This is a genomic window from Thermus caldilimi (genome assembly GCF_004684245.1).
Classification (GTDB): Bacteria; Deinococcota; Deinococci; order Deinococcales; family Thermaceae; genus Thermus; species Thermus caldilimi.
Map to the genome: position 1 here is coordinate 1,796,386 of NZ_CP038452.1, position 12,812 is coordinate 1,809,197.

At 66.3% G+C, this 12,812-nt stretch carries 13 protein-coding genes and 1 pseudogene; 6 read left to right on the top strand and 8 right to left on the bottom strand.

Going from position 1 to position 12,812, the window contains the following annotated elements; genetic code table 11:
* Positions 1 to 65: 65 nt before the first annotated feature.
* The 3 genes and pseudogenes from pheS (at position 66) to EBI04_RS09435 (ending at position 3,943) form a co-directional block, all read left to right on the top strand.
* A complete protein-coding gene (gene pheS / locus EBI04_RS09425) occupies positions 66 to 1,127 on the top strand; it encodes a phenylalanine--tRNA ligase subunit alpha (RefSeq protein WP_135257242.1) in 1,062 nt (353 codons plus the stop codon).
* A pseudogene (pheT, locus tag EBI04_RS09430) lies at positions 1,124 to 3,471 on the top strand (phenylalanine--tRNA ligase subunit beta). Before pheS ends, pheT begins: the two are co-directional and overlap by 4 nt.
* Positions 3,472 to 3,487: 16 nt before the next feature.
* Positions 3,488 to 3,943, top strand: coding sequence for a hypothetical protein (locus EBI04_RS09435; RefSeq protein WP_135257243.1), 456 nt, complete (start codon positions 3,488 to 3,490; stop codon positions 3,941 to 3,943).
* A 27-nt stretch (positions 3,944 to 3,970) separates the two neighbouring features.
* On the opposite strand, the gene pfkA is transcribed toward EBI04_RS09435, so the two are convergent.
* From pfkA to EBI04_RS09460, 5 genes are all read right to left on the bottom strand, one after another.
* Entirely contained in the window at positions 3,971 to 4,939 is a 969-nt protein-coding gene (gene pfkA, locus EBI04_RS09440) for a 6-phosphofructokinase (protein ID WP_135257244.1), read from the bottom strand.
* Entirely contained in the window at positions 4,936 to 5,748 is an 813-nt protein-coding gene (gene rsmI / locus EBI04_RS09445; RefSeq protein WP_135257245.1) for a 16S rRNA (cytidine(1402)-2'-O)-methyltransferase, read from the bottom strand. The genes pfkA and rsmI overlap by 4 nt, the downstream gene beginning before the upstream one ends.
* Before the next feature lies 1 nt (position 5,749).
* On the bottom strand, positions 5,750 to 6,247 hold the full coding sequence (locus tag EBI04_RS09450; protein ID WP_038031652.1) for a hypothetical protein: 498 nt from the start codon (positions 6,245 to 6,247) through the stop codon (positions 5,750 to 5,752).
* An 84-nt stretch (positions 6,248 to 6,331) separates the two neighbouring features.
* Positions 6,332 to 6,862: an inorganic diphosphatase gene (locus EBI04_RS09455; RefSeq protein WP_135257246.1), complete on the bottom strand. Its 531-nt coding sequence runs from the start codon at positions 6,860 to 6,862 to the stop codon at positions 6,332 to 6,334.
* A 10-nt stretch (positions 6,863 to 6,872) separates the two neighbouring features.
* The gene (locus EBI04_RS09460; protein WP_135257247.1) at positions 6,873 to 7,523 is read right to left on the bottom strand and encodes a glycerophosphodiester phosphodiesterase; all 651 of its coding nucleotides are present in this window, start codon (positions 7,521 to 7,523) and stop codon (positions 6,873 to 6,875) included.
* A gap of 23 nt (positions 7,524 to 7,546) precedes the next feature.
* Here EBI04_RS09460 and EBI04_RS09465 point away from each other — a divergent pair, with 23 nt between their 5' ends.
* The 3 genes from EBI04_RS09465 to EBI04_RS09475 are packed head-to-tail and all read left to right on the top strand — an operon-like array spanning position 7,547 to position 10,528.
* On the top strand, positions 7,547 to 8,191 hold the full coding sequence (locus tag EBI04_RS09465) for a YcxB family protein (RefSeq protein ID WP_135257248.1): 645 nt from the start codon (positions 7,547 to 7,549) through the stop codon (positions 8,189 to 8,191).
* Positions 8,164 to 8,472, top strand: a complete 309-nt coding sequence (locus EBI04_RS09470; protein WP_167481936.1) for a ComEA family DNA-binding protein — start codon at positions 8,164 to 8,166, stop codon at positions 8,470 to 8,472. The genes EBI04_RS09465 and EBI04_RS09470 overlap by 28 nt, the downstream gene beginning before the upstream one ends.
* Positions 8,459 to 10,528: a DNA internalization-related competence protein ComEC/Rec2 gene (locus EBI04_RS09475; protein WP_135257249.1), complete on the top strand. Its 2,070-nt coding sequence runs from the start codon at positions 8,459 to 8,461 to the stop codon at positions 10,526 to 10,528. Before EBI04_RS09470 ends, EBI04_RS09475 begins: the two co-directional genes overlap by 14 nt.
* Here EBI04_RS09475 and EBI04_RS09480 read toward each other — a convergent pair.
* From EBI04_RS09480 to rsmG, 3 genes are read right to left on the bottom strand one after another with little or no spacing between them, the layout of a single operon-like run.
* Positions 10,516 to 11,328 (bottom strand): ParB/RepB/Spo0J family partition protein, encoded by an 813-nt coding sequence (locus tag EBI04_RS09480; RefSeq protein WP_135257250.1) that lies wholly within the window; start codon positions 11,326 to 11,328, stop codon positions 10,516 to 10,518. The genes EBI04_RS09475 and EBI04_RS09480 overlap by 13 nt on opposite strands.
* Positions 11,312 to 12,064, bottom strand: a complete 753-nt coding sequence (locus EBI04_RS09485) for a ParA family protein (protein WP_135257251.1) — start codon at positions 12,062 to 12,064, stop codon at positions 11,312 to 11,314. The genes EBI04_RS09480 and EBI04_RS09485 overlap by 17 nt, the downstream gene beginning before the upstream one ends.
* Positions 12,058 to 12,786, bottom strand: a complete 729-nt coding sequence (gene rsmG, locus EBI04_RS09490) for a 16S rRNA (guanine(527)-N(7))-methyltransferase RsmG (protein ID WP_206202028.1) — start codon at positions 12,784 to 12,786, stop codon at positions 12,058 to 12,060. The genes EBI04_RS09485 and rsmG overlap by 7 nt, the downstream gene beginning before the upstream one ends.
* Positions 12,787 to 12,812 lie beyond the last annotated feature (26 nt).

Below are 12,812 nucleotides of genomic sequence, written 5' to 3' on the forward strand. Positions count from 1 at the left end.
CGGTGCTTTCATCTCCCCAACCCACCTTCCCCACACCCAGGACGGGGCAAGGTATCCTCTTAAAGATGCGGGAGCTTGAGCAAGAAGCCCTAGCCGCCATCCGAGAAGCCCGGGACCTCGAGGCCTTGAAAACCCTGAGGGCCCGCTACCTGGGGAAAAAGGGCCTCCTCACCCAGGAGATGAAGGCCCTTGCCAGCCTTCCCCTCGAGGAAAGGAAAGCGAAGGGCCAGGCCCTAAACGCCCTCAAGGAGGCCATCGAACAGGCCCTGGAGGAGCGGGAAAAAGCCCTGGTGGAAGAGGAGCTGCGAAGGGCCCTGGAAAGGGAGCGTCAGGATGTCTCCCTGCCAGGGGTGGGGGTTTTCACCGGCGGACTCCACCCCATCACCCTCATGGAGCGGGAGCTCACCGAGATCTTTCGCTCCTTGGGCTACCAGGCGGTGGAAGGCCCCGAAGTGGAAAGCGAGTTCTTCAACTTTGATGCCCTGAACATCCCCGAGTACCATCCGGCCCGGGACATGTGGGACACCTTCTGGCTGGAAGGGGAGGAGCATAGCCTTCCCGGCCCCTTGGGAGAAGGGGTGAGGGGAAGGCTCCTTCTTCGCACCCACACCTCCCCCATGCAGGTGCGCTACATGGTGGCCCACACCCCTCCCTTCCGCATCGTGGTTCCGGGGCGGGTTTTCCGCTTCGAGCAGACGGACGCCACCCATGAGGCGGTTTTCCACCAGCTGGAAGGCCTAGTGGTGGGGGAAGGGATCACCATGGCCCACCTGAAGGGAGCCATCTACGAGCTGGCCCAGGCCCTTTACGGCCCCGAGTCCCGGGTGCGCTTCCAGCCCGTCTACTTTCCCTTCGTGGAGCCTGGGGCCCAGTTCGCCATCTGGTGGCCCGAGGGGAGGAAATGGCTGGAGCTGGGAGGGGCCGGGATGGTCCACCCCAAGGTCTTCCAGGCGGTGGACGAGTACCGAAAAGCCCTGGGCCTGCCTCCCGCCTACCAGGGGGTCACGGGCTTCGCCTTTGGCTTCGGAATCGAACGCCTGGCCATGCTCCGCTACAACATCCCCGACATCCGCTACTTCTTCGGGGGAAGGCTTAAGTTCTTGGAGCAGTTCCGGGGGATCCTATGAGGGTACCTTTCAGCTGGCTTAAAGAGTACGTGCCCGAGCTGGAAAGCCCCGATGTGCTGGAGGAGCGGCTTGCGGGCTTGGGTTTTGAGACCGACCGCATGGAAAGGGTCTTCGGGATACCCGGCGGCGTGGTCTTCGCCCGGGTCCTCGAGGCCCACCCCATCCCCGGCACCGGCCTGAAGCGCCTCCTTTTGGACGCGGGGCGGGTGGTGGAGGTGGTCTCTGGAGCCCCAAACGCCCGCCCCGGGGTGGGCGTGGCCCTGGCCCTTCCGGGCACCGAGGTGAACGGCCTCCGAATAGGGGAAAGGACCATCCAGGGGGTGGTCTCCTTTGGCATGGCCCTCTCCCCCAAGGAGCTTGGGGTGGGGGAGTACGGCGGCGGGCTTCTGGAGCTCCCCCCCGACGCCCTCCCCCCGGCACCCCCCTGGCCGAGGCTTGGCCGGAAGAGGAGGTGCTGGACATAGAGGTCACCCCCAACCGCCCAGATGCCCTGGGGATCCTGGGCTTGGCCTTTGACCTCCACGCTCTGGGCTACAGCCTGGTCCTGCCCGAGGTGCGGCTGGAAACGGAAAACGTACCCATCCCCTTTGGCCTCCGGGTGGAGGACCCCCAGGGGGCGCCCCACTTCACCCTTTCCTACGCCTTTGGCCTCCAGGTGGGGCCAAGCCCCCTTTGGCTCCAACGCATCCTTTTTGCCTGCGGGATGAGGCCCATAAGCAACGTGGTGGACATCACCAACTATGTGATGCTGGAACGGGCCCAGCCCATGCACGCCTTTGACCTCCGCTTCGTGGGGGAGGGTATCCTGGTGCGCCGGGCCAAACCCGGGGAAAAGCTGGTCACCCTGGATGGCGTGGAAAGGGAACTTCACCTCGAGGACCTGGTGATCGCGGGCTACCGGGGGGAGGACAGTTTCCCCATCGGCCTTGCCGGGGTCATGGGGGGCGCCGAAAGCGAGGTGCGGGAGGACACCCGGGCCATCGCCCTGGAGGTGGCCCAGTTTGACCCCATTTCCATCCGCAAAACCGCCAGGCGGCATGGTTTTCGCACCGAAGCCAGCTATCGCTTCGAGCGAGGGGTGGACCCCTGGGGCCAGATACCCGCAGCCCAAAGGGCCCTAAGCCTCCTCCAGACCCTGGCAGGGGCCCGGGTGGCGGAAACCCTCCTGGAAGAAGGAACCCCCCGGGCACCGAGGCCCATTCCCTTCCGCCCCGCGTACACCAACCAGCTCCTGGGCACCCAGTACCCGGAGGAGGTACAGCTTGCCATCCTAAGGCGCCTGGGCTGCCGGGTAGAGGGGGAAGGTCCCTACCGGGTCACACCCCCTAGCCGCCGCCTGGACCTGAAGCTGGAGGAGGACTTGGTGGAGGAAATCGCCCGAATCCAGGGCTACGAAAGCATTCCCCTGGACCTTCCCGCCTTCTTCCCCGCCCCCGACAACCGGGGGGTGGAAAGGCCCTACCAAAGGGAGCGCCGCCTGCGGGAACTCCTTTCGGGCCTCGGCTTCCAGGAGGTGTACACCTATAGCTTCATGGACCCCAAAGAGGCTTCCCTCTTTCGCCTTCCCCCACCCCCCTGGCGCCTCAAAAACCCCTTGAGTCCCGAAAAGGCGGCCCTGAGGACCCACCTCTTCCCCGGCCTCCTCAGGCTCCTCAAGGAAAACCTAGCCCTGGACCGCCCGGAAAGAGTCCTCCTCTTTGAGGTGGGCAGGGTTTTGGGGAAAGAGGAGACTTGGGTGAGGGAGGAAACCCATCTGGCAGGCCTCCTCTTCGGGGAAGGCCTAGGGCTTCCCCATGGGGAGAAGCTTTCCGGCTACCCCCTCCTTAAGGGGCTTCTGGAGGCCTTTTTGAACCGGCTGGGCCTGGACCTGAGGGTGGAGGCCCAGCCCTATCCCTTCCTCCACCCCGGCGTTTCGGGGAAGGTATGGGTGGACGGGGAGGAAAAGGGATTCCTGGGCCAGGTGCACCCGGAGATCCTCAAGGCCCTCGATCTTCCCCCGGTCTATATCTTTGAGCTTCACCTGCCCCTTCCCGAAAAGCCCTTCCGCTTCCAGGACCCCCCCCGCTACCCCTTAGCCCTCAGGGACCTGGCGGTGGTGGTTCCCGAGGCCACGCCCTACGGGGAGGTGGAGGCCCTCCTTCGCCAGGCAGCGGGACCCTACCTGGAAAGCCTACGGCTCTTTGACCTCTACCAGGGCCCACCCCTTAGGGAAGGGGAGAAGAGCCTGGCCTTCCACCTGCGCTTCCGCCACCCCGAGCGCACCCTCAAGGACGAGGAGGTGGAGGAGGCCATGGCCCGCCTCCTGAGGGCTTTAAGGAGCCGGGGCTGGGATATCCGGAGCTAGGGGGTAAACTAAGAGCATGCTCACCTGGGTGGACCTCCTGGCCCTACTGGGCTTGGCCGTGGCCCTGGCCTGGGGCTACCGGAGCGGCCTCCAGGGGGCCTTCGCCGGGCTTGGGGTGGCGCTCTACCTCCTCCTGGCCCAGGTGGGGCTTGCCGGCCCCTGGTGGGGTCTGGGCCTCGGGCTCCTCCTGGGGCTTCTGGCGAAGAGCCTCCCCCTTCCTTCCCTTTCCCAAGGCCTCGAGGTCCTTCTGGGCTCCCTGGGGGGGTTCCTTTTGGGCCTCTTCGTGGCCCTGGCCATCTGGACCAGCTATCCCTGGGAAAAAACCGCTGCCGGGAGCCTCCGCTATCCTTCTCTGAACCTTCCCACCCCGGTCTACGACGGGGTGAGTCAGAGCCCCTTCGCCCGGGAGGCCTTTCGTCTAGCCTGGACCTCCCCCTGGCTCAGGCGGGCCCTGGGCCTAGGTCAGCCGTAAGGCTATCTAGGTCAGCCATAAGGCTATCTAGAGGGCAAGAACCCGCGATAGGGCCAGAAGGGTGCGGTTGATGTCCTTCTTACGCTCCACCGCCTCCTTGAGGGGGGTGAGCTCCACCTCCCCCTCCACCTCCCCCACCATGACCCCGCTGGTCCCCCCGGCCAGGGCCTCCACCGCCGCCGCCCCCAAGCGGCTCGCCAAGATGCGGTCCTTGGCGGTGGGGCTTCCTCCCCGCTGGATATGGCCCAGGACGGTAACCCGGGCCTCCACCGGCACGTGCTCCCGGATGGCGGCAAGAAGACCCGCCGCCCCTCCGGGATAGGCCCCTTCCGCCACCACCACGATGGAGCTGGACTTGCCCCGGCGCAGGGATTCCAGAAGTCCCTCGGCGATGGCCCTGGGGTCCACGGGTTCCTCGGGCACGGCGATCACCTCCGCCCCCCCAGCCAGCCCCACATCCAAAGCGATGAACCCGGAGTCCCGCCCCATGACCTCGATGAAGAAGACCCGCTCGTGGCTGGCCGCGGTGTCCCGGATGCGGTCGATGGCCTCGAGGGCCGTGTTCACCGCGGTGTCAAAGCCAATGGTGTAATCGGTGCCGTAAAGGTCGTTGTCGATGGTGCCGGGCACCCCCACCACGGGGATTTTGTGCTCTTCCAAAAGCCGCATGGCCCCGCGAAAGGTTCCATCCCCTCCGATGGCCACCAGGCCCTCGATGCCCGCCGCTTTGAGCTTCTCCGCCGCCTTGGCCCGGCCCTCTTCCGTGAGGAACTCCTGGCTTCTTGCGGTGAGGAGGACGGTTCCCCCCCGCTGAAGGATGTTGGCCACATCCCGCACTCCCAAGGGCACCATCTCCCCCAGGATCATGCCCGCGTAGCCGCGGCGGATGCCGATCACCTCGAGGCCCAAGGCATAGGCTTGGCGCACCACTGCCCTAATGGCCGCATTCATCCCCGGGGCATCGCCGCCGGAAGTAAGCACCCCTACGCGCTTCATTCCCCCTCCTCAAAAGGCTCCTTCTCCCCTTCCAAAGCGAGACGGTAGGCCTCGTTCCTGGAAACCCCCCTCTCCAGAAGGGACCGGAAAAGCGCCTTACCCTTAAGGCCCTGAGCTTTTAGCTCCTCCAAGAGCTGGTTGGCCTCCACAGGTGGTGCTTCCTTGGGTCCCAGCACCAAAACGAACTCGCCCCTTGGGTTTTGAAAGTGCCTCCAGGCCTCCTCCAGGGTCCCCCGGAAAATCTCCTCATGCACCTTGCTGATCTCCCGGGCCACGGCCACGGGATGCCCGGGGCCATAGACCCCCATGAGATCCTCCAGGGTTTTTTGCAGGCGATGGGGGCTTTCGTACAGCACCGCGGTCCTCCCTTCCCGGGCCAAGGCCCAAAGCCGCTCCTTGCGCTCCTTGCCCCCCTTGGGCAGAAACCCTTCAAAGGTGAAGCGGTGGGTGGGCAGGCCCGAAGCCACCAGGGCGGGGATGAGGGCCGTAGGACCCGGAAGCGCTTCCACCCGCCAGCCCCATTCTAACGCCAGCCGCACCAGCTCCGCCCCAGGATCGGAGATGCCCGGGGTGCCGGCGTCGGTGGCGTAGGCCACGTAAGCGTAGGGGGAAAGGAGTTCCCTGGCCTTTCCCATCGTGTGCTGGTCCAAGCGCAGGGTGGGGGTAGCGATGCCGTAGTGGCGGAGGAGAAGCCCGGTACGCCGGGTGTCCTCACAGGCCACCACCTCCACCTCCTTGAGGACCCTGAGGGCCCTCAAGGTGATGTCCTCCAGGTTGCCGATGGGGGTGGGTACCAGGACCAGGCGCACCTTAGAGGAGGATAGGCTTTAGAAGCTCCTGGACCTCGCGGAAGGTGAACTGGTACACCGAGCCCGAGGGCAGGGTGAACTCCAAAAGGTCCGGGCTTCCCGGGAAAAGGATGCGGCGCAGGGCCATGGGGCCCTGGTCGGTTTCCACATGGGCCGTCAGGTAGTCGGGCTCCAGGTTGGGTTCGTCCTCGGCTTCCTTGGGGGGTTCCTCCCCCACCCCCTCCTCCAGGCGGCGAAGGGCTTCCAGGAGATCGGCCTTGAGGGTCCGTACCTCCTCCTCCAAGGTGCCGTCGGAAAAGACCAGAACCGCCTCCTCCCCTTCCCCATAGGCGGTAAGCCCCCAAAGGGCCTCCCCTTCCTCCTCGGGGGGGGCCTCCACCAGCTCCAGGGTGCCGTCGGAAAGCAGGCGCAAGACCGCCCCGCAGGCCTCGCAGTCCAGGAGGTCCCCCGCCTTGTACCCCTCCAGTTCCAGGGTTTCCCCGCATGCCGGGCAGACCATAAGCCTCCTCCAACCCCATTGTAAGCCGCTTAAAAAGGGCCTGGCCCTTTGGCCAGGCCCTGCCCTTCCCCAAGAGGATTGGCCTCAACGGGTCCCGTAGCGGGCGATACAGGCCCTCACCTCCTCCAGGGCGGCCTGCCGGTCCCGCCAGCCCGTGACCTTCACCCACTTGCCCTTCTTAGCCTCGAGGGCCTTGTAGGTTTCAAAGAAGTGCTGGATCTCCTGCCTCACCCCCTCAGGTACATCCGCGATATCCCGGATGTGGTCCAGGCGCTGGTCCTCCGCCACCACCCCGATGACCTTGGCGTCCTCGCCCTTCTCGTCCTCCATGAGCAGAAGGCCCACCACCCGCACCTCCACCACCACCCCGGGCAAAAGGGGGTAGGTGGAAAGGACCAGGCCGTCCAGGGGATCCCCATCCTCGGCCAGGGTGGAGGGAATGAACCCGTAGTCCCCGGGATAGAACTGGGCTCCGGGAAGGACCCGGTCCAGCTTGATAACCCCAAGATCCGGATCGTACTCGTACTTGTTTCCGGAACCCCTGGGCACCTCGATGACCATGTTCACCACCTCGGGGGCACCCTTACCTACGGGAAGGCTCTTCAGGTTCGCCATAGCCCCCCCATTATACGAGGACCTCCGGGAAATCGGTGACCAAGGCATCCACCCCCCAGGCGGCCAGTTCCTGGGCCTGCTGGCGGCGGTTCACCGTCCAGGCCAGTACCCGGTAGCGACCCCTTAGCTCCCTCACCTTGGCCTCACTGAGCAAAGAGGCCTCGGGATGGACCCATTCCACCCCCAGGCAGGGGGCCAGGACCTCCGCCTCCTGGTGCTGGTAAAGCAGGCCCAGGGGCCCTACCCCAAGCCGTTTAAGGCGCACCAGGGCCAAGGGATCAAAGGAGCTCACCCAGATCCTATCCGAGGGGTAGCGGGCCAGGAGTCTGGCCAAGGCCTCCTCCCGGCCGTCGGTTTCCGGGGGAAGGCTTTTCAGCTCCACGTTGATCCAGGCTTCGGGGAAGGTCCTCAGCACCTCCTCGAGGGTGGGCACGTAAGCCGGGAGTTCCCTAGAAGAAAGCCCGCTAATAGGGATGCCTCCCAGGGTGAAGTCATGGTGCACCACCAAGACCCCATCCCGCGTGAGGTGCACGTCCAGCTCAAATCCATCCAGTCCAGTCTCCAAGGCCTGGCGGAATGCCTCCAGGGTATTTTCCACATAGGCCTGGGCCTCGCCTTCCGCCAGGCGAGGGGCGCCGCGGTGTCCCAAGCGCAAGGGCACGAGGGGAAGTATACAATGGGGCCATGGGCAAGTATGAAGCGGCGTTTTCCCGCCTGGGCGAGGAAGCCCTGGCCAAGCTGGAAGGGCCGGGTGGCTTTCTGGCCGTCACCGAGGCCCACCTGGTCTTCGTGGACGACGCCGGGGTAAAGCGCCTGGAGCTGGCCAAGATCCGTCGGGTGGGCAGGGGCGAGGGCGGCACCCTCCTGGTGCAAGGGGAGGAGGATTCCCTGGTCCTCCCCCTGAAGGCCTTCCCCCTGGAGGAGCTCAAGGCCTTTCTGGAGGGGTTGAAACCCCACGTGGCCCGGGCCCGCAGGATCACCTCGGCTCCCGCCCCCAAGGCTCCCCTGACCCAGGAAACCCCTCCCCCACCCCTTCCCCCCGAGCTCCCAAAGGCCCCGGTGTGGGAGGAGGAACCCTCTCCCAAACGGGACTCGGTGGAACTGGCCCCGGAACCCGAGTCCCCTCCTCCAGCCCCCATGCCCAAGGCCCAGGGAGGAAGAAACCCTTTGGCCCTTCCCTTAAAGGTCCTCTCCCTCCTCACCCTGGCCTACACCGTGGCCTTCGTGGCCCTGAACCCCGGGGTGGATCCTTGGGTCCTGGCCGGAGTTCTCCTAGGCGGGCTTGGTCTGGCCTTGACGGAGTGGTCCTCCTCTACCTCCTCGCGGTAGCCCTCCTGGGTCTTTCCAGCCTCTGGCCCAAGCTGGTCCCGAAACCCCAGCCGGTGCGGGTGGAAACCCTGGCGGAGGCCAGCTTTGAGCCCCCAGCCCCTGAGCCCATCAGCTTGAACCAAGCCAGCCTCGAGGAGCTCATGAGCCTCCCTGGGGTCGGCCCCGTGCTGGCCCAGAGGATCGTGGAGGGAAGACCCTACGCCCGGGTGGAGGACCTCCTGAGGGTCAAGGGCATCGGCCCCGCCACCCTGGAACGGCTCAGGCCCTATGTACGGCCCTAGGACAGCCTTCCCCAAGCCTCTCCTTTCCACCTGGGGTCCAGGGGTGGGCCTGGGTCTAGGCGGGCTCTTGGGAGCCTGGGGGCTTTTCCATCCCTGGGCCCTTCTCCTGGCGCCCCTCCTTCTCCCCCTCCTCCGGCTTCCCCTAGCCCTTGGGCTCTTTTTTGTTCTCCTCCGGGGCCTCCTCTTTCCCATACCGGAACCCCCTTACGGCACCTGCCTCGAGGGCGTCTTCACCATCCACCAAAGCACCCTCCTCTGGCAGGGGCACAGGCTTTGGGTGCAGCACTACCCGGGCCTGGAGGATGGCCGCTACCGGCTAAGGGGGTACCTGGCCCCACCCCAGGGCAAGCGCAATCCCGGGGGCTTTGACCAGCGCACCTGGCTCCTCTCCCGGGGGATAAGGGGGGTGTTTCACGTGGAACGGGCGGAACCCCTGGCCCCGCTTCCCGACCCTCGGGCTCCCTTCCGTGCCCGCCTCGGACAGGGTCTCTCGCCCCCTGCCCTCGAGGTCCTGGAGGGGCTGGTCCTGGGGGATAAAAGGGAACTGGAGGACACCTATGCCCAGTTCCAGAGGGCAGGGCTCGCCCATCTCCTGGCCCTTTCAGGCCTCCACGTGGGCTTTTTGGTGGCAAGCCTGGTTTTCCTTCTCACCCCTTTGAGCCGATGGCGCTACCTCCTGGCCCTCCTGGCCCTTCCCTTTTACCTCTGGCTGGCGGGGCCAAGCCCCTCCTTGGTGCGGGCCAGCCTCATGGCCGGGTTATCCCTCCTGGGCCTTTTTCTCGGCCTTGGAGCCGCCGGGGTGCTCCAGGCCCTGGGCCTCGCCCTCTTTCTCCAGCTCCTATGGTGGCCTGCAAGCCTCCTAAGCCTTTCCCTCCAGCTCTCCTACCTGGCGGTTTTGGGGATCGCCCTCCTCCTGCCCGCCCTTCCCCGACCCCAGGGAGCACGGGGGTACCTGGCCGGAGCCCTTCTCACCAGCCTGGCAGCCCAGGTTCCCCTGGTTCCCCTTCTCCTTCACCGCTTCGGCTTCCTGCCCCTCCTCTCCCCCCTCAGCAACCTCCTGGCCCTGCCCCTGGCCTCCCTCCTGGTACCCCTGGGATTCCTCAAGCTCTTCCTTGGGGGTCTTCTGGCACCCCTTCTGGAGCCCTTGGCCCAAGCCCTCCTTCTCCTGGCCCAGGCCGCCAGCCACGGCCCCCTCCTAAGCTGGGGGGAAATCTCCCCTTGGGGTTTCGCCCTTTACTACCTTGGGCTTTTCCCCTTGGCCCTGGCCCTGCACCGGCTTCTTCCCTGGCGGAAAGCCCTCCTCCTTGCCAGCCTTCCCCTTCTGATGAGCCTCCTCGCCGCCTGGCCCAAGCCCCTGGACCTCTTTGCCCTGGACGTGGGCCAGGGGGACGCCCTCTTGGCCCGCATGGGCGGGGCTGAGGTGCTGGTGGACGGGGGTCGGCCCGAGCAGGGGGAAAAGGTGGTGCGGGCCCTAAGGGCCTTGGGGGTGGAGGCCCTCGAGGTTCTGGTGGCCACCCACCCCGATGCCGACCACCACGGGGGCCTCCTCAAGGTGGCCGAGCAGGTTCCCATCGGCCTCGCCCTCCTCTCTCCCGCCTTCCCAAAGGAGCACCCCCTGGTCCAGGCCCTGCAAAGCCGGAAGGTGCCCATCCTCTTCCCCAGAACCGGTACCCACCTTCGCATGGGAAAGGGGAGCCTCGAGGTCCTCTGGCCTCCTGGCCCGCAAGCAGATGACAACCAAAGCAGCCTGGTCCTCCTCCTGGACTTCGCCGGGCCCAAGGCCCTCCTTCTGGGGGACGTGCCCAGGGAGGTGGAGCAAAGGCTAAGCCCCCCACGGGTGATCGTGGTTAAGGTGAGCCACCACGGCTCCCGCACGGGCACGGACGAGGGCCTCCTGGAACGCATCTGGCCCCAAGCGGCCTTGATAAGCGTGGGAAGGAACCCCCACGGCCACCCCCACCCCGAGGTCCTGGAACTGCTGGCCCGGCGCGGGGTAAAGGTTTTCCGTACGGACCAAAACGGTGCGGTGCGGGTCCTCTTCGGCTACGCCTGGTAGCCCAGCCGCTCCAAAAGGGCCTCCAGCTCCTCCAGGGAGCGGTAGTGGATGACCACCTTCCCCCTCCTTCCCCCCACCACCCTCACCGGCAGGCCCAGGTGCCGGGAGAGCTCCAGGGAAAGGGGGGAAGGTTCCTGGGTTTTGCGCTCCCGTTCCCGCACCAAACGCTCCCGCAAAGCCTCCGCCTGGCGCACGGAAAGCCCTTTTTCCAGGATCTCCCTCAGGCCCCAAAGCCGGTCCTCGGGCTCCAGCATCAAGAGGGCCCGGGCGTGGCCGGCGCTGATGCGCCCCTCGTCCAGGGCCTCCAAAACCTCCGCGGGAAGCTGCAAGAGCCTTAGGGCGTTGGCCACGGTGGAGCGGGCCTTGCCCACTCGCTTGGCCACCTCCTCCTGGGTAAGGCCCAAACCCAACAGGGCCTGGTAGCCCCGGGCTTCCTCCAACGGGGTGAGGTCCTCCCGCTGAAGGTTCTCCACCAAGGCCATCTCCATGGCCTCCTGGTCCGTGAGGTCGCGGATTATGGCGGGAACCTCCTTTAACCCTGCCATCTCCGCGGCCCTCAGGCGCCTCTCTCCGGCCACCAGCTCGTACCCCTCCCCCTTGGGACGCACCACCAGGGGTTGAAGCAGGCCTTTCTCCCGGATGGAAGCGGCAAGCTCCTCCAGGCCCTCCTGGGAGAACCTCCGGCGGGGCTGGTGGGGGTTGGGCCGGATGGCGGACAGGGGAAGCCGGACCACCCCTCCGCCGCCCTTGGGCAGGAGGGCCTCGAGGCCCCTCCCTAAACCGCTAACCTTCTTGGACACGGGCGATCACCTCCTCGGCCAGACGGCGGTAGGCGTGGGCTCCCGGCGAGGTGGGGGCATGCTGGGCGATGGTTTTGCCAAAGCTTGGGGCCTCCGCCAAACGCACGTTGCGGGGCACCACCGTCCAGAACACTTTCTCCCCGAAGTGGGCCCTCAGCTGGGCCTCCACCTGCTGGGAAAGCAGGGTCCTGCCGTCATACATGGTGATGAGGATGCCGAGAAGCCTAAGGTGCGGGTTCAACCGGGTGCGCACCTCGTCCAGGGTGGAGAGCAACCCCGCCACCCCCTCCAGGGCGTAGTACTCCGCCTGCACCGGGACCACCACCCCTTGCGCCGCCGCTAAGGCGCTCAGGGTGAGGGAGGAGAGGCTGGGAGGCACGTCCAAGAGGGTGATATCGTACCCCTCGTCCCGTAAGGCCTCCCCCAGGACCAGGGGTCTTTCCAGAAGCTCCACCGTGGCCCCCACCAGCTCCGGGGTGGAGGGCAACACATAGAAACCGTCCACGGGTTGCACCAAGGCCTCCAGGGGCTCTCCCTGCAGCACCTGGTACACCCCCCGCTCGGGCCGGAGCCCGAGGCCACTGGTGGCGTTCATCTGGGGGTCCAGGTCCACCAAGAGTACCTTCTTTCCCATGCGGGCCAGGTAGGCGGCCAGGTTGATGGCGGTGGTGGTCTTGCCCACCCCCCCCTTCTGGTTCACCAGGGCGATCCGCCGCAACACCTTGGACCCTAGCATAAAGGATTTTTCTCGGGCACCCCCGGTCGCCGGGGATACTTGGCCGGGGTAGAGGCCTCCTTGGCCACCACCACCAGGTTCCGTTCCTCCTGGGTCACGGGGAGAACCAAGGTGTGGAGGGTAACCGAGCCGCCTCCCAGGAGGGCTAGGGCCTTGGGCAGGGTGGCCGCCTCCTCCGCCACCCTCGGACCCTTCTGGGCCACCATATGCCCCCCCAGGGCCAGGAAGGGCAGGCCCAGCTCCACCAAGACGCAAAGGGGAGCCACCGCCCGGGCCACCACCCAGTGGTAGGCCTCCCGGTGTTCTGGGCGGTGGGCCAGCTCCTCCGCCCGGCCCCAGAGGGGGTAGGCCCCCTTCAGCCCAAGGGCTTCCACCGCCTGAGCCACGAAGGCCACCTTCTTCTTGGTGGCGTCCAGGAGGGTGACCTCCAGCTCAGGGCGCACGATCTTCAGGGGAAGCCCGGGAAACCCCGCCCCCGTGCCCAGGTCCAGCACCCGCCATGGCCCCTGGAAGAAGGGCAGGGTGAGGAGGGTGAGGGAGTCCAGGAAATGCTTGACCACCACCTCCTCCTCCGTGCGCAAGGCCGTGAGGTTGGTGCGCCGGTTGGCCTCCATGAGGAGGTCGTAAAGGCGGGAAAAGGCGGAAAGGTGGGCCTCGAGGTCCAGCCCCAAGGCCTTTCCACCCTCCAGAAGAAGCTGAATGCCCTTTGGGCTTAGACCCACCCCCACCCCCAATGTTTCACGGGAAA